The organism is Bacillus sp. FSL W8-0920, from assembly GCF_038593215.1.
Taxonomy (GTDB): domain Bacteria; phylum Bacillota; class Bacilli; order Bacillales; family Bacillaceae; genus Bacillus; species Bacillus pumilus.
This window is the reverse complement of the sequence record NZ_CP151974.1, coordinates 1,506,670-1,524,305: the sequence shown is the minus strand read 5'-3', so window position 1 is coordinate 1,524,305 and position 17,636 is coordinate 1,506,670. Positions and strand designations below refer to the sequence as shown.

15 protein-coding genes and 1 other annotated feature are annotated in these 17,636 nt (G+C 44.1%); all 15 genes read right to left on the bottom strand.

Features of this window, described 5'->3' with window-relative positions:
- Positions 1-5: 5 nt before the first annotated feature.
- Positions 6-710 carry an orotidine-5'-phosphate decarboxylase gene (gene pyrF / locus NSS78_RS07550; protein WP_212045847.1) on the bottom strand — a complete coding sequence of 235 codons (705 nt, stop codon included), beginning with the start codon at positions 708-710 and terminating at the stop codon, positions 6-8.
- Positions 682-1,614, bottom strand: coding sequence for a dihydroorotate dehydrogenase (locus NSS78_RS07545; protein WP_050945079.1), 933 nt, complete (start codon positions 1,612-1,614; stop codon positions 682-684). The genes pyrF and NSS78_RS07545 overlap by 29 nt, the downstream gene beginning before the upstream one ends.
- The gene (locus NSS78_RS07540) at positions 1,608-2,384 is read right to left on the bottom strand and encodes a dihydroorotate dehydrogenase electron transfer subunit (protein WP_003211895.1); all 777 of its coding nucleotides are present in this window, start codon (positions 2,382-2,384) and stop codon (positions 1,608-1,610) included. Before NSS78_RS07540 ends, NSS78_RS07545 begins: the two co-directional genes overlap by 7 nt.
- Entirely contained in the window at positions 2,381-5,596 is a 3,216-nt protein-coding gene (gene carB / locus NSS78_RS07535) for a carbamoyl-phosphate synthase (glutamine-hydrolyzing) large subunit (protein ID WP_050945080.1), read from the bottom strand. The genes NSS78_RS07540 and carB overlap by 4 nt, the downstream gene beginning before the upstream one ends.
- Positions 5,581-6,675, bottom strand: a complete 1,095-nt coding sequence (locus NSS78_RS07530) for a carbamoyl phosphate synthase small subunit (protein WP_212045846.1) — start codon at positions 6,673-6,675, stop codon at positions 5,581-5,583. The genes carB and NSS78_RS07530 overlap by 16 nt, the downstream gene beginning before the upstream one ends.
- Positions 6,672-7,958 (bottom strand): dihydroorotase, encoded by a 1,287-nt coding sequence (locus NSS78_RS07525; protein ID WP_106033181.1) that lies wholly within the window; start codon positions 7,956-7,958, stop codon positions 6,672-6,674. Before NSS78_RS07525 ends, NSS78_RS07530 begins: the two co-directional genes overlap by 4 nt.
- Entirely contained in the window at positions 7,942-8,865 is a 924-nt protein-coding gene (locus tag NSS78_RS07520) for an aspartate carbamoyltransferase catalytic subunit (RefSeq protein WP_212045845.1), read from the bottom strand. Before NSS78_RS07520 ends, NSS78_RS07525 begins: the two co-directional genes overlap by 17 nt.
- Positions 8,866-8,995: 130 nt before the next feature.
- Positions 8,996-10,324, bottom strand: a complete 1,329-nt coding sequence (locus NSS78_RS07515; RefSeq protein ID WP_050945084.1) for a solute carrier family 23 protein — start codon at positions 10,322-10,324, stop codon at positions 8,996-8,998.
- A 153-nt stretch (positions 10,325-10,477) separates the two neighbouring features.
- Positions 10,478-11,020: a bifunctional pyr operon transcriptional regulator/uracil phosphoribosyltransferase PyrR gene (gene pyrR, locus NSS78_RS07510; protein ID WP_003211705.1), complete on the bottom strand. Its 543-nt coding sequence runs from the start codon at positions 11,018-11,020 to the stop codon at positions 10,478-10,480.
- A gap of 170 nt (positions 11,021-11,190) precedes the next feature.
- Positions 11,191-12,105, bottom strand: coding sequence for an RluA family pseudouridine synthase (locus tag NSS78_RS07505; protein WP_050945085.1), 915 nt, complete (start codon positions 12,103-12,105; stop codon positions 11,191-11,193).
- On the bottom strand, positions 12,102-12,569 hold the full coding sequence (lspA, locus tag NSS78_RS07500) for a signal peptidase II (RefSeq protein ID WP_003212011.1): 468 nt from the start codon (positions 12,567-12,569) through the stop codon (positions 12,102-12,104). Before lspA ends, NSS78_RS07505 begins: the two co-directional genes overlap by 4 nt.
- Positions 12,570-12,663: 94 nt before the next feature.
- Complete coding sequence (locus NSS78_RS07495) at positions 12,664-13,038, bottom strand: TraR/DksA family transcriptional regulator (protein WP_342468324.1); 375 nt, start codon at positions 13,036-13,038, stop codon at positions 12,664-12,666.
- 160 nt (positions 13,039-13,198) lie between these two features.
- Complete coding sequence (ileS, locus tag NSS78_RS07490) at positions 13,199-15,964, bottom strand: isoleucine--tRNA ligase (protein WP_339162060.1); 2,766 nt, start codon at positions 15,962-15,964, stop codon at positions 13,199-13,201.
- A 59-nt stretch (positions 15,965-16,023) separates the two neighbouring features.
- Positions 16,024-16,259: a binding site (T-box leader), on the bottom strand.
- Between the two features lie 61 nt (positions 16,260-16,320).
- A complete protein-coding gene (locus tag NSS78_RS07485) occupies positions 16,321-16,815 on the bottom strand; it encodes a DivIVA domain-containing protein (protein ID WP_003211323.1) in 495 nt (164 codons plus the stop codon).
- A 26-nt stretch (positions 16,816-16,841) separates the two neighbouring features.
- A complete protein-coding gene (locus tag NSS78_RS07480) occupies positions 16,842-17,618 on the bottom strand; it encodes an RNA-binding protein (RefSeq protein WP_212045842.1) in 777 nt (258 codons plus the stop codon).
- Positions 17,619-17,636: the final 18 nt, after the last annotated feature.

Genomic DNA, 17,636 nt, shown 5'->3' with positions numbered 1-17,636 from the left:
TGCAGTCACTCCCACTCTTTCAAAATTTGATGATAGGCTTCCAATGGTTTTTCAGCTTTTGTGATTGACCTTCCGACAACAATCTGTGAAACACCCTGCTCTTTTGCATAAGCAGGGGTTGCCACACGCTTTTGATCATCGGTTTGATCATTTAGTAAACGAATCCCTGGCGTAACAGTGAGGAAGTCAGGTGAGATGTGCTCATGAAGAGCTTTGGATTCATGAGCAGAGCAAACAACACCGTCTAGTCCACTTTCATGTGCCAATTGACCGTACCGGATGACAGTCTCTTGCAGCGGACGGTCTATGAGTAATTCGCTTCTCATCATGTCTTCAGATGTACTCGTCAGCTGAGTCACTGCAATAATGCCCGGACGTTTTTGCCCAGCAGGCGTTCCGTTTTCAAGCCCTTCTAACGCAGCTTGCATCATCTGTTTCCCGCCAGCAGCATGTACATTGACTAGATCAACGCCAAGTGCGGCAAGCCGGTTCATTGCTTTTTGCACCGTTGTTGGAATGTCATGTAATTTGAGGTCGAGGAAAATGTGGCAATTTTTTTCTTTAAGTGCGTCAAGGATGGCAGGTCCTTCTTGGTAAAACAGCTCCATGCCGACCTTCACAAATAATGGTGTCCCTTCAAAGGGTTCTAAAAAGGCAAGCGCCTCCTGCCCTGATGGAAAATCAAGCGCGATGATGGGCAAGTGCTTCATATTTCCAGCTCCTTCCGATACATTCCTCTACAGATGAATACCCATAGGCTGCTAATACATTTGGCAGTTCTTCTATGATTTCTGGGCAAATAAATGGGTTTACAAAATTGGCTGTGCCAACAGCTACTGCACTCGCACCTGCTAGTAAAAATTCAAGTACATCTTCAGCGTTTTGCACTCCGCCCATTCCGATAATCGGGATAGAAACCGCTTGACTGACCTCATGTACCATGCGCACAGCGACAGGTTTGACAGCAGGGCCTGATAATCCGCCTGTTTTATTGGCAAGAATCGGTTTCCCTGTTTTTAAATCTAAACGCATACCGATTAACGTGTTAATCATCGTGAGTCCATCCGCTCCAGCACATTCAATCGCTTGAGCAATCTCCACAATATTAGCTACGTTAGGAGACAGTTTGACATAGACAGGAACGGAGGACACGTCCTTCACCGCTTTTGTCAATGCTGCTGCCATTTGAGGATCTGTACCAAAGGCAATTCCGCCTGTTTTGACATTTGGACACGAGATATTCAGTTCAAGGGCATGGACATTTTTTGCTTGGCTGATCTGCTTCGCTACTTCAACATAATCATCGACCTGTGAGCCAGCGACGTTTGCAATAATAGGCGTATCAAACTGCTCAAGCCAAGGCAATTCATTTTCCAGCACGCCTTTTAGGCCAGGATTTTGAAGACCGATAGCATTGAGCATCCCGGCACCTGTCTCCGCTACCCTTGGTGTCGGGTTGCCAAATCTCGGCTCTAAGGTTGTGGCTTTGATCATGATACCGCCAAGCACGGATAAGTCGTATAATGAAGCAAATTCTCTCCCGAATCCAAAGCAGCCTGATGCAGGGATAATCGGATTCTTTAAAGATAAGCCGGGTAACTCAACGTTTAGCATGACAACGCCACCTCCTCTGCTTTAAATACAGGTCCGTCCAGACAGACTTTGACGTAAGCTTTTTCGTGCTGATCGGTATGACAGACACATGCAAAGCAAGCACCAATTCCGCAGCCCATTCGTTCTTCCATTGAAATGTAGACAGGCTTATCGGGGTAAGAGTCTTTTAGTGCTTTTAACATAGGGGTCGGCCCGCAGGAAAGCATGACATCAAAGCTCAAATCATTCTCTTCAATGACACTTGTCACGAAGCCCTTTGCGCCATATGTCCCATCAACTGTTGCGATAAATGTATCTCCGAGTGCTTGGAATTTCTCCTCGTAAAATACATCCTTTTTCGATTGAAAGCCAAGGACATGCTTGACAATGACGCCTTTTTTCGTTAAACGTTTGGACAGCTCATATAAAGGCGGTACTCCAATTCCACCACCGACTAGTAACGCTGTCTGACCTGGCTGAACAACTGAAGGATCGTACCCGTTGCCAAGCGGCCCTAAGACATCGATGGATTCCCCATCCCGCCTTTGGGAAAGAAGCTTTGTGCCCTCTCCCTCTGCGCGATAGATGATGGTTGCTTCTTGCTTCTCGGCATGAATATTGGCAATACTGATCGGTCTTCTCAGCAACGGTGTCATGGACTCGCTGACCTTGATATGAAGAAATTGTCCAGCCGTTTGAAAGGAGTCCACAAGGTCACCTTTTAATGTCATTTCGTAAATATGATCAGCGATCTCTCGATTTGAGACGACCGTCAAGTATGCTTTTTTCATATCGTTACTGTCACCTCAGCATTCGTTTTCACTTCTGGCATTTCGTCCGCTCTAAATGTCATGCTTTCTAGTACTCTTAAAATCGCTTCTGCTGTATCTAGCGACGTTAAGCAAGCTACGCCATTTTCAACAGCTTCACGTCTGATTCTAAAGCCGTCTCTTGCCGGCTGTTTTCCTTTTGTCAGAGTGTTGATGACAAATTGGGCTTCCCCGTTTCGAATGACATCGAGAAGGTTTTTGCCTTCTTCTCCTATTTTGCCGACAACACTTGATGGGATGGAGGCTTGTTTTAAGTAATTCGCTGTTCCTTCTGTCGCTAAAATATGGTAGCCGATTGAATGGAATCTTCTCGCAATCTCCAGTCCTTCTTCTTTATCCTTATCAGCAACTGTCAGAAGAACTGTCCCATCTTTAGGAATTTGAATGCCTGATGCAATTAATCCTTTGTAAAGAGCTTTTTCGATTGTGACATCTTTCCCCATGACTTCACCTGTCGATTTCATCTCAGGTCCGAGTGTAATATCGACTCTTCTTAGTTTTGCAAAAGAGAAGACTGGAACTTTGACGTACACCCCTTCTTGCTCTGTGTGAAGTCCTTCTTCGTAGCCATAGTTTTTGAGTTTTTCTCCTAAAATGACTTTTGTCGCTAGGTTTGCCATCGGGATGCCCGTGATTTTACTTAAGAAAGGAACTGTCCGGCTTGAACGCGGATTCACTTCAAGTACGAACACTTCACCTTTTGAGAGAACAAATTGAATGTTTAGCAGCCCAATAATGTTGAGTCCTTTTGCAAGCTTGATCGTGTATTCTGCGATCTTCGCTTTGATCTCTTCAGACAATGTTTGCGGCGGGTAAACCGCAATCGAGTCACCAGAGTGAACCCCGGCTCTTTCAATGTGTTCCATAATGCCAGGGATCACGACAGTTTCGCCATCAGACACGGCATCTACTTCGATTTCTTTTCCTGTTAAATATTTGTCAATTAAGACTGGGTGCTGCGGATTGACTTTCACTGCATTCTCCATGTAGTGAAGAAGCTCGGCTTCTTGATAAACAATTTCCATCGCACGACCGCCTAATACATAGGAAGGACGGACAAGGACTGGGTAGCCGATCTGATTGGCAATCGCTACAGCTTGAGGCACAGAAGTAGCTGTTTTTCCTTTAGGCTGCGGCACGCCGAGTGCTTCTAATGTTTGTTCAAACTTGTCCCTGTTTTCGGCTCGGTCTAGGTCTTCAAGAGAAGTGCCGAGAATCTTCACCCCTCTATTTGATAATTCATCTGCTAGGTTGATTGCTGTTTGACCGCCGAACTGGACAACGACTCCTTCAGGTTGCTCTAGATCGATGATGTGCATCACATCTTCTACAGTGAGTGGTTCAAAGTAGAGCTTGTCCGAAATACTAAAGTCTGTTGAGACCGTTTCAGGGTTGTTGTTAATAATGATTGCTTCATACCCTGCTTGTTTAATTGCCCACACAGAATGAACGGTCGCATAATCAAATTCTACTCCTTGACCGATTCTGATAGGACCTGAGCCTAATACGATGACGCTTTTCTTGTCTGTACGTTCTGATTCATTTTCATCTTCATATGTGCTGTAGAAATATGGCGTCTCGGATTCAAATTCAGCCGCACAAGTATCTACCATTTTGTAAACAGGTACGATGCTTGCTTCTTGTCTTAGCGTATAGACATCCGCTTCATTCATATTCCACTCGCGGCTAATATAGATGTCTGAGAAGCCTTTTTCTTTCGCTTCTTTTAATACGTCTGTATTGCCTTTGTTTTCTTTTAATGTCTTTTCAAAAGCGATGATGCCTTCCAGTTTATGAAGGAAGAAGTAATCAATTTTTGAGAACTCATGTATTTGTTCAACCGTATAGCCTCTTCTAAGTGCCTCGGCGATATAGAATAATCGTTCGTCTCCCGCCTTGATAATCCGCTTTTCAAGCACTTCGTTTGTGATATCTGCTTCATCTTTTAATTCAATGTGGTGCACATCCGCTTCAAGTGAACGAACAGCCTTTAGAAGAGACTCTTCTAATGTACGACCGATCGCCATCACTTCACCCGTTGCTTTCATTTGCGTACCAAGACGTCTGTTGGCCGATTCGAATTTATCAAACGGCCAGCGCGGAATTTTAGACACAATATAGTCGAGTGCCGGTTCGAAGGCGGCATAGGTTTTACCTGTGACTGGGTTCATCATTTCATCAAGCGTTAAGCCGACAGCAATTTTCGCTGCAAGTTTGGCAATTGGATAACCAGTTGCTTTCGACGCAAGTGCAGAAGAGCGACTCACGCGCGGATTTACTTCGATGATATAGTATTGAAAGCTGTCTGGATCAATCGCCAGCTGTACGTTACATCCGCCTTCAATCCCAAGTGCCCGGATCAGCTTGAGCGACACATTGCGAAGCAGCTGATATTCACGGTCACTTAACGTTTGGCTTGGCGCCACAACGATACTGTCTCCTGTGTGGATACCGACTGGATCAAAGTTTTCCATGTTACAAACAACGATCGCATGATCACCGCTATCACGCATGACTTCATATTCAATTTCTTTAAAGCCTGCAATACTTTTTTCAAGTAAGCATTGTGTGACTGGGCTTAGCTTCAAACCGTTTTCGACGATTTCCTTCAGCTCTTGCTCGTTTGTACAAATTCCGCCGCCTGTTCCGCCTAATGTATAAGCTGGTCTCACAATGACAGGGAAACCAATTTGATTCGTAAACGCCATCGCTTCTTCTAGGTTATGGATGATTTCACTTTCTGGTACAGGCTCATTTAGTTCATTCATCAAATTACGGAATAGATCTCTGTCCTCTGCTTTTTGAATAGCTGAAAGTTTTGTTCCTAATACTTCAACACCACATTCAGCTAATACGCCAAGGTCTGATAATTCAACAGCAAGGTTAAGTCCAGTTTGTCCGCCAAGTGTTGGCAAGATCGCATCAGGACGTTCTTTTCGAATGATTCGTGTTAAGAATTCTGGTGTCAGTGGTTCGATGTATACCTTATCGGCCATTTCTGTATCTGTCATGATGGTCGCTGGATTGGAATTCACAAGAACGACTTCATAGCCTTCTTCTTTCAGTGCTAAGCAAGCCTGTGTGCCTGCATAGTCAAACTCCGCTGCCTGACCAATGATGATTGGACCTGAACCGATAACTAAAATCTTTTTGATGTCTACGCGTTTTGGCATACTTCTTCCCCTTCTTTCTCAGTTGTATGAATCATGTCCATGAACTGGTCGAATAAGTAGTTCGCATCTTCTGGACCTGGTGATGCTTCTGGGTGGTACTGGACAGTGAATGCTGGTGCTTCTTTATGTTTTAAGCCTTCAATTGTATTGTCGTTTAGTGCGATGTGTGTGACTTCGAGCACGTCCTCGTTAATGGCACTAACTGTGTAGCCGTGGTTTTGAGCTGTCAGGGTGACCTTGCCGGTTGCTAGTTCTTTCACTGGGTGATTCGATCCTCTGTGACCGAATTTCATTTTTTCAGTACTTGCGCCGCATGCAAGCGCGAATAATTGATGTCCAAGGCAAATGCCAAAGAGTGGAACTTTTCCAATCAATTGCTGAATCATCTCGACTGCTTCTGGTACATCCACAGGATCCCCAGGGCCGTTTGAAAGCATGATTCCATCAGGCTTCAACTGCAGTACTTCATCTGCCGTGATATTGTACGGCACCACAATGACATCACAGTCCCGTTTATTGAGCTCACGCAAAATGCCGTGCTTCATGCCGAAATCGACAAGGACAATTCTTTTTCCTCTTCCCGGGCTTGGATACGCATTTTTCACAGAAACTTGACTCACTTGATCTGTTGGCAGCTGCATTGTTTGAAGGCGGCGCACCACGTCTTCTACTTCTTCATCCGGTCCTGCAAATGCCCCTCTTAATGTGCCTGCACTTCGAATCATTCTCGTCAGCTTTCGTGTATCGATTCCGCTAAGCCCTGGAATGTTTTTCATTTTCAAATACTCATCGAGCGAGTATGCAGAGCGCCAGTTTGAGGGCTTTTCACAAAGTTCCTTCACAATCAGCCCTTTGACAAACGGTGTGATCGATTCAAAATCATCACGATTAATGCCGTAGTTGCCGATAAGCGGGTAAGTGAGTGTGACAATTTGTCCGCAGTATGATGGATCAGACAAAATTTCTTGATAGCCTGTCATCCCTGTATTAAAGACGACTTCTCCGACTGATGATTCTAAGCTGCCAAAGCCTGTTCCTTCGAATACTGTTCCGTTTTCTAGCACTAAGCGTCTCTTCATTTTACTAGTCTCCCCTCTTCATACACGACTTTCCCAGATGCAAGTGTCATGACCGGCCATCCTGATACAGTCAATTTGTCAAACGGTGTATTTTGTCCTTTTGATAAGAAGCTCTTTTTATCGATTGCCATTTCTTTGTTTAGATCAATGAGTGTAATATCAGCTGTTTGTCCTTCTTCCAGCTTTCCATAAGGAAGGGAGAAGGCTTCTGCTGGCTTGATCGTCATATAATCAACGAGTTTTTTTAATGTCCATTCGCCTGTTTTGACAAATCGCGTGTAAAGAAGCGGGAACGCTGTTTCAAGCCCGACTATTCCAAAAGGTGCGCGCTGCATCGTTTCGTTCTTTTCTTCTTCTGTATGCGGTGCATGGTCTGTTGCGATGAAATCAATCGTTCCATCTAACAGTCCCTCGATTAGTGCCTCGCGATCCTCTTTTCCTCTAAGAGGCGGGTTCATTTTATAGTTCGTATCAAGCCCTGGGATGTCTGCATCACATAAGAGCAGGTGATGTGGTGACACCTCAGCCGTCACACGGATGCCTGCTTTTTTTGCATCGCGAACGACTCGCACAGATTCTTTCGTACTGATATGACATACATGATAATGACAGTTCGCTGCTTCTGCTAAAAGAACATCTCTTGCAATATGCACCGATTCACAAATGGACGGTATACCGTTTAATTCATTTGCTTTTGAAAATTCTCCTTCATGAACGCATCCGCCGTAAATGAGCGAGTTATCCTCACAGTGCGCGACAATGGCTTGATCAAGACTTGCTGCCTTTTTCATCGCTTCGTACATCATTCCTGCTGTTTGGATGCCAACCCCGTCATCTGTGAAAGCGAAGGCGCCTGCTTCTTTTAGTGCTGCAAAGTCTGTCATCTCTTCCCCAATTTGTCTAGTTGTGATGGAGGCGTATGGCAGTACTCTGACAGAAGAGGTCTCTTCGATTCGATTCATGAGCCATTCCATTTGCTCTTTTGTATCTGGAACTGGGCGTGTATTCGGCATCGCTGCAATCGTCGTATAGCCGCCTCTTGCTGCTGCTTTAGAGCCTGTTTCAATCGTTTCCTTTTTCTCTCCGCCTGGCTCTCTTAAATGTACATGCAGATCAATTAAGCCTGGTGAAACAAATAGCCCTTTAGCATCAATGACCTCTTCTCCGTCTTCTCTTTCTAAGTGACCAATCGCTTGAATCACTTTTCCTTCTACCCTAATATCCTGCTGCACTTTTTCACCTGTGCTTGTTAAGATAAAACCGTTTTTAATGAGATACGACATAGACAGAATCTCTCCCTTTTTGATGTAGTCTGCTATTTTGAAAAGCTCTTTTTAATACCGCCATTCGGACATAAACGCCATTTTCCATTTGCTTGAAAATTCGTGACTGCTTTGATTCCACTAAAGAATCATCTATCTCCACACCTCTGTTTACAGGTGCTGGATGCATAATTATCGCTCGTTCTTTCATGTTGTTTGCCCTGTCAACTGTTAAGCCATAAGCCGATAAGTAATTTTCACTGCCCATTTTTTCAGCGTGCCGTTCATGCTGGATTCTAAGCAGCATCACCACATCAGATTGTCTAATGGCTTCATCTACTTGGACATACGTTCCGTGAGGGTTTTGCTCATCTTGGAAGGAAGCCGGCCCTGAAAAAAGGACTGTCGCTCCCAGCCTTGAGAGAACCTCAGCATTTGACCTTGCCACCCTGCTATGTTTGATGTCTCCATGAATCGAAATCGTTAAGCCCTCAAAGCCGCCAAACTCTTCATAGATGGTCATCAGGTCAAGCAGTGATTGGGTCGGATGCTGTCCGCAGCCATCACCAGCATTAATGATCGGAATCCTAACCTTCCCGATCAGCTCATTGTAATATTCATCGGTGCTGTCTCTGATCACACATGCTTTCACACCGATGGATTCGAGCGTTTTTACCGTATCGTAAAGGGTTTCGCCCTTTTGAACGGAGGTGCTTGCTGCATCTAAGCTTAGTACATTCATCCCCAGTTTCTTTTCGGCGACTTCGAAGCTAAATCGTGTTCTTGTGCTTGGTTCAAAGAAGAGGTTTGCTACAAATTCTCCCGCTAAGCCAAGTTCTTGCTTCCCCTTTTTGAGAGCTGTTGCTTCTTCAATCAGCTGTAAAATCTCTTCTTTAGACAAGCTGCTCATTGTCGATAGATCATTCATTTTTTCTTCCCCCTCTAGTTTTTCATCACTTTCAGGTTCAAAAAAACCCTAAGCCTCGGCAGCTTAGGGTTCTCCAAAAGAAGCAGCGGCACGTTCGTGCATTCTGCTCATTTTAGAACCCTTGTCAGCCTCACTGGACTTCTTTTAAAAGGTTTTCTGTATTCGATTCATTTGACTCGTCATCCTCCGCTTTTTGCTGCGGCAGGATCAGGTTCAACAGGACACCCGTGATGGCAGCAAGTGCCATTCCAGATAGTGTGAGGTTGATTTGTTTCACCTCAATGAATGCCCCGCCAATTCCGATGACTAAGATGACTGATGCGATAATGAGATTACGCTTTTCTTCAAAATTCACTTTATGATCAATCAGGATTCTCAGGCCGCTTGAGGCAATGATCCCAAAGAGCAAGAATGAAACGCCTCCCATGACCGCGGACGGCACTGTACTGATTAATGCTGAGATTTTTCCGACAAAGCCGAAGCAGATTGCAAATACTGCTGCTCCGCCGATGACGAAGATACTGAACACTCTTGTGATGGCAAGGACGCCGATATTCTCTCCATACGTTGTTGTCGGCGGTCCGCCAATGAGTGAAGCGAAGATTGTCGCCGCACTGTCTCCTAAAATGGAGCGGTGAAGACCAGGTTTTTTAATGAAATCTTGCCCTACAACTTTACTTAACACCACTTGGTGGCCGATGTGCTCAGACATTGTCACAAAGGCAACCGGCACCATTACGGTGAGAATGCTTAAAGTCACAGCTGGTGTGTAGTCAACAAATGGTACAACGAAGTCTGGTACAGCAAACCATTTTGCATCAATGACCGGCTGGAAGTTCACAATGCCTTGTGATAAGGCAAAGAGATAGCCGCTGATAATGCCGATTAATACTGGGATCAAGCTAAGGAATCCTCTTAGGAAAATCATGCTGATAATCGTGACAGCCAGTGTGAAGCCGGCGACCATTAGGTGCTTCAGGCTGTAAACAAGCTCGGTTGCATTCGGATCAGCATACATCGCCATGTTGACAGCTGTTCCAGCGAGTCCGAGTCCGATGACCATAATGACCGGCCCTACGACGACCGGTGGTAGAAGTTTCATCAGCCAGCCTGTGCCGAGCCATTTAATAAATAGTGCAATGAGTGCATAAGCGACACCCGCCATGAAGGCACCCACCATGGCGGCTCCAGGGCCGCCTGTGGCTTTCACATTCAGTATGGGGGCGATAAAGGCAAAGGACGATCCAAGATACGCTGGAATTTGGCCTCTTGTGATGATTAAGTAAACTATGGTTCCAACACCACTTGAGATGAGCGCGACCGCTGGACTCATATCGATGATTTTTGGTACTAGAATGGTTGCACCAAACATGGCAAACAAATGCTGAAGGCTAAGTGACAGCCATGTGAACGGTTTTGGGATATCTCGAATGCCTAAATTGGCTTTTTGCTGACTCATGATTTTCCTCCTAGATGTGTCCTTTTTCATTAAAAAAGCCTCTTTGCGAGTACGCGCAAAGAGGCCTAGAAAAACCGTACACGTCATGTTTGCCGTGCTTGGTATCTCTGTTATTGCCCTCTTTGCAAACTCTCTGGAATGCATTTAAAAAGGTTATTTTTCATATATAGCGACAAGGTCGTTTTGATCTACTTCATTCAGTTGAACCATAACTGTCTCTGCTTTTGATGTCGGAATGTTCTTCCCGATATAATCCGCTCGAATCGGTAGCTCCCGGTGTCCCCGGTCGACGAGAACAGCAAGCTGAATGGAAGATGGTCTTCCTACATCCACAAGGGCATCCATGGCTGCTCTGACGGTTCTGCCTGTAAACAGGACATCGTCAACGACAATCAGTGTTTTGTCATTAATGTCAGCTGGAATGTCTGCACCCTTCACAAGCGGGTCTTGGTTCTCTGTCTTTTTTGTCAGGTCATCACGGTATAGCGTAATATCAAGTTCACCCACTATGACTGGATTTCCTTCAATTTGCTCGATGCGCTCTGCAAGGCGCTTTGCAAGATGAATACCTCTAGTCTTGATCCCCGCAAGGATGACATCTTTCATCCCTTTGTTGCGCTCAATCATTTCATGTGCAATTCGGGTAAGCGCTCGTCTGATCGCTTGTTCATCAAGAATGACTGCTTTTTGTTCCATCTTTTACACCTCTTTTTGACAAATAAAAAGCCCCTTCTGCAAAGGGCAGAGAGGGGCGTTCATTTGTGCATACACGTGCACAAATTGATCCGTTATCCTTCTCAGCCTCTCTGGACTGTTTTAAAGAATCTTCATTTCTTCGTTCATTATTTCAAAAAAAGAACGGCCTGTCAATCATTATTTCTTAATGAATCGATAAAAGCTTGCATATCAGCAGGAACTGGTGCTGTGAACTCGATATATTCGCCTGTTCTTGGATGATCAAATCCTAAAACACCTGCATGAAGCAGCTGACCATTGAAATCGACTGTCTTTCTCGGTCCATATTTCGGATCTCCTGCAAGCGGATAGCCGATATATTTCATATGAACACGAATTTGGTGTGTTCTTCCTGTTTCAAGTCGGCACTCCACCACCGTGAAATCCTGAAAGCGTTCAATCACATCAAAGTGAGTGACTGCTTGTTTTGCACTTTCTTTTGTGACCGTCATGCTTTGGCGGTCTTTTTTGTCTCTGCCAATTGGGGCATCAATTGTGCCTGTATCATGCTGAATGATGCCATGGACAACGGCCGTATATTTTCTTGTGACAGTTTTAGCCACAAGCTGATTGACGAGTGATTCATGCGCCATATCGTTTTTTGCGACCATTAACAGCCCAGATGTGTCTTTATCAATACGATGGACAATTCCAGGACGCATCACACCATTAATCCCTGATAAGTCCGTGCAATGTGCCATCAGGCCATTTACAAGTGTTCCTGACACGTGACCTGGTGCTGGATGAACGACCATTCCTCGTGGTTTATTCACCACTAGCACATCTGCATCCTCATAATAAATATCAAGATCCATTGGTTCTGCTTCTACATCTAGTACTTCTGGTTCTGGAATCTCGACTTTAATCTGATCTCCAGCTTGTACTTTGTAATTGGCTTTCACTTGTTTCCCGTTTACCTCGATCAGCCCATCCTTTACCCACTGCTGGACCTGGGTTCTTGACCATTCTGGTTCTGTCGTGCTTAGAAATTTATCAAGCCGTTCACTCGTTTGTTCCTCTGAAACGGCAATATTTACTTGATTCATGTAGTTGACTCCTTCGTTTTCTTTCCATCTAACAGCATTTGAATGAAGAGCAGAATAACTCCTACACATAGAGAAGAATCTGCAATATTAAAGATTGGGTAGTGATAATTCCCAAAGACGAAATGAGCAAAATCTACCACTTCCTGACGGAAAACGCGGTCGATAAAATTCCCAATCGCTCCGCCAAGCATTAAGGCCAGTGCAACTCCAAGCAGCTTGTCCTTTTGTCCATGCTTTTGCAAATAATAAACAATTCCCGCAATAACAACGAGTGTGATCACATAGAAAAACCACATTTGTCCTTGGAGAATTCCCCATGCGGCGCCTGAATTTCGGTGAGACGTGATATAAAAGAAACCATCAATCACTGGATAAGAATCTCCGGGCATCATATTTTTGACAATGAGCCATTTTGTTAATTGATCTAAACAAATCATCACGAATGCGATTATGTAATAGAACACACACGTTCCTCCATCTTCATACTTTGATCTTTATGCATTTTATCAAGAAAACAGGAAGGAGTAAAGAAACTTTAGTTGACAGACAAAAACCTCCCTACATATGGAAGGCTTCAAAATGAGAATCATCTGATTCATGAGGATAAGGAGTGAATGCTTTTTTCTCGTATTGCTTATGATATAAAAAGTCGTCAGCCGTGCGGGCGGTAGGAAGAATACTCATTTGTTCAAGCGGAATGACATCACCTGTCGCCTCACATATACCAAAGGTTCCTTGCTCAACTTTTGCAATAGCGAGAGACACATCTTGCAGTTCTTCTTTGATGTGATAAAGAAGCGTGGCCGTTTGGACCTCGTTCATTGAGACATGCTCAGCGGGTGAACGAAATGATGCGTATTCAAACAGTTTAGCTTGCAGCTCTTCTTTCATTTGAAGGAGTTCCGTGTAAATCGTCTCTAGATCGCCATTCATGTCGCTATTTCAACTCCTGCCCTGTCGTGATAATCATATTGTTGCCCCGGCTGTCCACTTTAAAGCCATAAGATTTTTCCTTTCGTTCTAAACGCTGTCATTTCCGCAAAAAAGAAAACACCCCGCATATGGCGGGGCGCTAGTTGGTCATATCACACTGTTAATTCTGGTAATATTTTTCCACGATTTCAGCATTTTTCAGTGACAATGTTGGATATTTCGGATTTGCACCAACATCTTTTGAAATAATACGAGAACGTTCGCATAGTTCTCCTTCTGCTTTTTGAACCAAAATTCTTCCTGAAGTGTATTCAGGTGCTGATGTGTCAGCATTTTGCTCATCTTCTACCGTTAATTCAGAGATGATAAAGAGCTGCTTCACATCTTCTTTAATGGATGCAAGAAGGTTTTTCACTTCTTCTGTCGCATAAAGGGTCACACTTGCTTCAAGAGAACGTCCGATGACTTTCTCATTACGCGCAATTTCGAGCGCTTTTAGCACATCGTCACGCACTTCCATAAAGCGGTCAAACTTCGCTTCTGTCGCTTCCGCTTGAGAAACAGCCACACCTTCTGGCATATCTGTTAACTGAACACTTGGCTCTTCAACAAAGCTTAAGTGGCTCCATAATTCATCTGCTGTATGCGGAAGAATTGGTGCAGTCAGCTTCACTAATGCCATTAATGTTTCGTAGAAGACCGTCTGCATGCTACGGCGGTCTGGATGATCCGCATGCTCAATGTACACGACATCCTTTGCAAAGTCGAGATAGAAAGAGCTTAGCTCAATTGTACAGAAATTGTGAATCGCATGATACACGACCGCAAATTCGTAATCATCATAAGCCTTTTTCACTTTATCAATCAATTTGTTTAATTTGATCAAGATATATTGATCCACTTCGCGAAGCTCTTCTACAGGTACTGCATTGACTGCTGGATCAAAGTCAAATAGGTTACCGTGCAGGAAGCGGAACGTGTTACGGATTTTACGATAGACCTCTGCTACTTGTTTTAAGATATCATCAGACACCGGGTGATCGGCTTGATAGTTGACAGAAGATACCCAAAGTCTTAGAATCTCTGCCCCAAGCTGCTTCGCTACCTTTGTTGGGTCAATTGTATTGCCTAATGATTTACTCATCTTGCGTCCTTCTTTATCAAGCGTAAAGCCGTGGCTGAGAACACCTTTATACGGTGCTTTTCCAGTGACTGCAACTGCTGTTGATAAGGAAGAGTTAAACCAGCCGCGATATTGGTCAGAGCCTTCAAGGTAAAGGTCTGCCGGACGAACAAGATCATCTCTTTCTTCTAAAACAGCTTGGTGAGAAGAACCAGAATCAAACCATACATCCATGATGTCCTGCTCTTTTGTGAATTCACCGTTTGGACTGCCTGGGTGTGTAAAGCCTTCTGGCAATAGTTCTTTCGCTTCTTTTTCAAACCAAATATTCGAGCCATGTTCTCTAAATAATTGAGAGACATGCTGAATGGTTTCATCTGTGATGATCGGCTCACCATTTTCTGCATAAAAGACCGGAATTGGAACGCCCCATACACGCTGTCTTGAAATGCACCAGTCGCCTCTGTCACGCACCATATTGAATAGGCGCGTTTCGCCCCATGCTGGCACCCATTTCGTTTCTTTAATATTGTCTAATAGCGCTTCTCTGAAGTCTTTAATCGAAGCAAACCACTGAGCGGTTGCACGATAAATCGTTGGTTTTTTCGTTCTCCAGTCATGCGGGTAGGAGTGCGTGATAAAGTCGAGCTTTTTCAGCGCGCCTTTTGCTTCAAGCTGTTCTGTGATAGCTTTATTGGCATCCTCGTAAAATAGACCTTCAAAACCAGGCGCTTCTTCTGTCATGACACCTTTTTCGTCTACTGGACATAGTACGTCAAGACCGTACTTCATGCTGACAATAAAGTCATCTTCCCCGTGACCTGGTGCTGTGTGAACACAGCCTGTACCTGCATCCGTTGTCACGTGGTCACCAAGCATCACAAGGGAATCTCTACCATAGATCGGATGCTCTGCAACGACGTTATCTAATTCTTTTCCTTTTAATGTTTTCACGACTTCATACTCTTCAAAGCCAAGCGTTTTTGCCACTTGTTCAACAAGCTCAGATGCGACAACATATCGCTCAGCACCTACTTGAAGAACACTGTACTCTAGGTTTGGATGAACACAAATACCAAGGTTTGCAGGAAGTGTCCAAGGTGTTGTTGTCCAGATGATGAATTGTTCGCCGTTTTCAAGTACGCCTTTTCCATCTTTCACTTTAAATGAAACGTAAATGGATGGTGAACGTTTGTCTTTATATTCAATTTCCGCTTCAGCAAGAGCTGACTCACTTGAAGGAGACCAGTTAACAGGCTTTAGTCCTTTGTAAATATAGCCTCTCTTCGCCATTTCTCCGAAGACAAGAATTTGCTGCGCTTCATACTCAGGCTTTAACGTGACATATGGATTGTCCCAGTCTGCTCTGACGCCTAATCGCTTAAATTGATTGCGCTGACCCTCGATTTGCTTCCATGCATACTCCTCGCATAGTTTGCGGAATTCAGCTGTCGACATTTCTTTACGTTTGACTTTTTTATTTTTAGTGAGTGCTGTTTCAATTGGTAAGCCGTGTGTATCCCAGCCCGGTACGTACGGTGCGTGGAACCCATTCATTGATTTAAAACGGACAATAAAATCTTTTAGGATTTTATTGAGTGCGTGCCCCATATGAATGTCACCATTCGCATATGGAGGTCCATCATGCAAAATAAAGGTCGGGCGTCCTTTTGTCCGCTCTAAAACCATTTGATAGATGTCTTGTTCTGCCCACTCCTCTTGGATTTCAGGCTCTTTGTTCGGCAAGTTCCCTCTCATTGGGAATTCTGTTTTCGGCATTAATAAGGTGTCTTTGTAGTTCATACCCATTCCTCCATATGCAAATTCTGATTAAAAAACAATAAAAAAAGCCCTCTCATCCCATAAGGGACGAGAAGGCTTGTCTCGCGGTACCACCCTTTTAGACAAGCGCTATTTAAACAGCCGCTTATCCACTCTAAAATCGTAACGTGATCAGACGCCTTTTCTTACTGGTCATTTCAGAAAAGGAACTAAAGGGGTGATCTCATTGCAGCATCTCGTAATGTCAGGCTTCCACCATCCCTGATTCGCTTTATTACGCATATGACAACTGCGAGTGTCCCTTTCAAACGTTTATCTCTTGTTAATTTATGATGGTATTATATGCAACTTGTACACGTCATGTCAAGATGATGCGCTTATTCTTTTTCGTCAAAGACAGCGTCAACTTCATATTCCAGTAAATGATCCCAATCGTCATTTTTTAGAAGATCAAGCTGAGCTTCGATGAGCATTTGGAAGCGAGTTCTAAAGACCTTCGACTGCTTCTTCAGCTCTTCGATTTCCATCGCAATCTTTCTTGATTTAGATAGCGCTTCGTTAATAATACGATCGGCATTTTTCTCCGCTTCACGAATGATCAATTTCGCTTCTTTATCAGAATGACGTTTGACGTCTTCTGCTGCTTCCTGCGCTACAAGAATTGATTTGTTTAATGTCTCTTCAATTGTTGCAAAATGACCTAATCTTTCGTCAAGCTCGTTTACTTTTTCTTCGAGTTCATTCTTTTTGCGAAGCACGATTTCGTAATCTTTACGTACTTGGCTTAAAAACTCGTTTACTTCATCTTCGTCATAGCCGCGAAAGCTTTTTGTGAACGTTTTATTATGAATATCATTAGGTGTTAATGGCAACCTCGCCACCTCCAGATTCAAGTTCGTTATGTCAGAAGCTCAAATGTTACTTTAAATTTATCTTTTTTGGTCTTCCCATCAATCGTTTTGAGGCTAAAGCGGCCGAATCCCCTAACAGAGAGCTGATCGCCTTCGCCGATTGTAAAGGAAGGGTCCTCAGTGACTTTCCAGTTAACTTTGACAAGCCCATTTTTGACCAAAAGCTGTGCTTTTTGCCGAGACTGACGGCTGATTGCAGCACATACCGCATCAAGCCGCAGTGAAGAAATCGTATCTTCTTTGATGTCAGTCTTGCTCTTAACCGGCTTTAAATCTGCCTGCGTGATTTCCTCTAATGAAACGGAGGCTCTGCCGACATGCGTCAGCTGCGCCCGAACAAAATCGGCGACATCACTCGTACAAATAAACTGCACATCTTCCTCTGAAAATAACAAATCTCCAAATTTTTGGCGCTTCAAGCCTGTCCCAATCAGTGAACCAAGGAGCTTCGGGTGTTCTAACGAAATAAACTTTTTCGCATAGTTCACCTGAAAATAAGAGAGCTCAGCATCCTGAGTAGCCGGTTGTAAATATTCGGGATAAATGAGCGCTCTTTTGCGCTCCGCTCCCTCATACCCGCCAAAAAACATGATCCCAAGCTCATCAGCATGCTGGATGACGGACTCGGTAATAAACTGCTCACGCGGATCAAGAAAGTCTGTTAATTTCATTCGATACTGGTCGAGTGCGATTTTTTTCCAGCCTAACACTTGGTCGACAAATGGCTGTTCGTCTTTTCTAAAATGTTGATAAATATCGCTCATTTTGTTCCCCTCTTATGT

Excerpts from the sequence above, each read along its gene's own strand:
- carB (WP_050945080.1), bottom strand. The coding sequence starts at position 5,596 with ATGCCAAAACGCGTAGACATCAAAAAGATTTTAGTTATCGGTTCAGGT.
- NSS78_RS07520 (WP_212045845.1), bottom strand. The coding sequence starts at position 8,865 with ATGAATGATCTATCGACAATGAGCAGCTTGTCTAAAGAAGAGATTTTA.
- NSS78_RS07525 (WP_106033181.1), bottom strand. The coding sequence starts at position 7,958 with ATGTCGTATCTCATTAAAAACGGTTTTATCTTAACAAGCACAGGTGAA.
- NSS78_RS07480 (WP_212045842.1), bottom strand. The coding sequence starts at position 17,618 with ATGAGCGATATTTATCAACATTTTAGAAAAGACGAACAGCCATTTGTC.
- ileS (WP_339162060.1), bottom strand. The coding sequence starts at position 15,964 with ATGAACTACAAAGACACCTTATTAATGCCGAAAACAGAATTCCCAATG.
- NSS78_RS07545 (WP_050945079.1), bottom strand. The coding sequence starts at position 1,614 with ATGCTAAACGTTGAGTTACCCGGCTTATCTTTAAAGAATCCGATTATC.
- NSS78_RS07515 (WP_050945084.1), bottom strand. The coding sequence starts at position 10,324 with ATGAGTCAGCAAAAAGCCAATTTAGGCATTCGAGATATCCCAAAACCG.
- NSS78_RS07540 (WP_003211895.1), bottom strand. The coding sequence starts at position 2,384 with ATGAAAAAAGCATACTTGACGGTCGTCTCAAATCGAGAGATCGCTGAT.
- NSS78_RS07495 (WP_342468324.1), bottom strand. The coding sequence starts at position 13,038 with ATGAATGGCGATCTAGAGACGATTTACACGGAACTCCTTCAAATGAAA.
- NSS78_RS07530 (WP_212045846.1), bottom strand. The coding sequence starts at position 6,675 with ATGAAGAGACGCTTAGTGCTAGAAAACGGAACAGTATTCGAAGGAACA.
- pyrR (WP_003211705.1), bottom strand. The coding sequence starts at position 11,020 with ATGGAACAAAAAGCAGTCATTCTTGATGAACAAGCGATCAGACGAGCG.
- pyrF (WP_212045847.1), bottom strand. The coding sequence starts at position 710 with ATGAAGCACTTGCCCATCATCGCGCTTGATTTTCCATCAGGGCAGGAG.
- NSS78_RS07505 (WP_050945085.1), bottom strand. The coding sequence starts at position 12,105 with ATGAATCAAGTAAATATTGCCGTTTCAGAGGAACAAACGAGTGAACGG.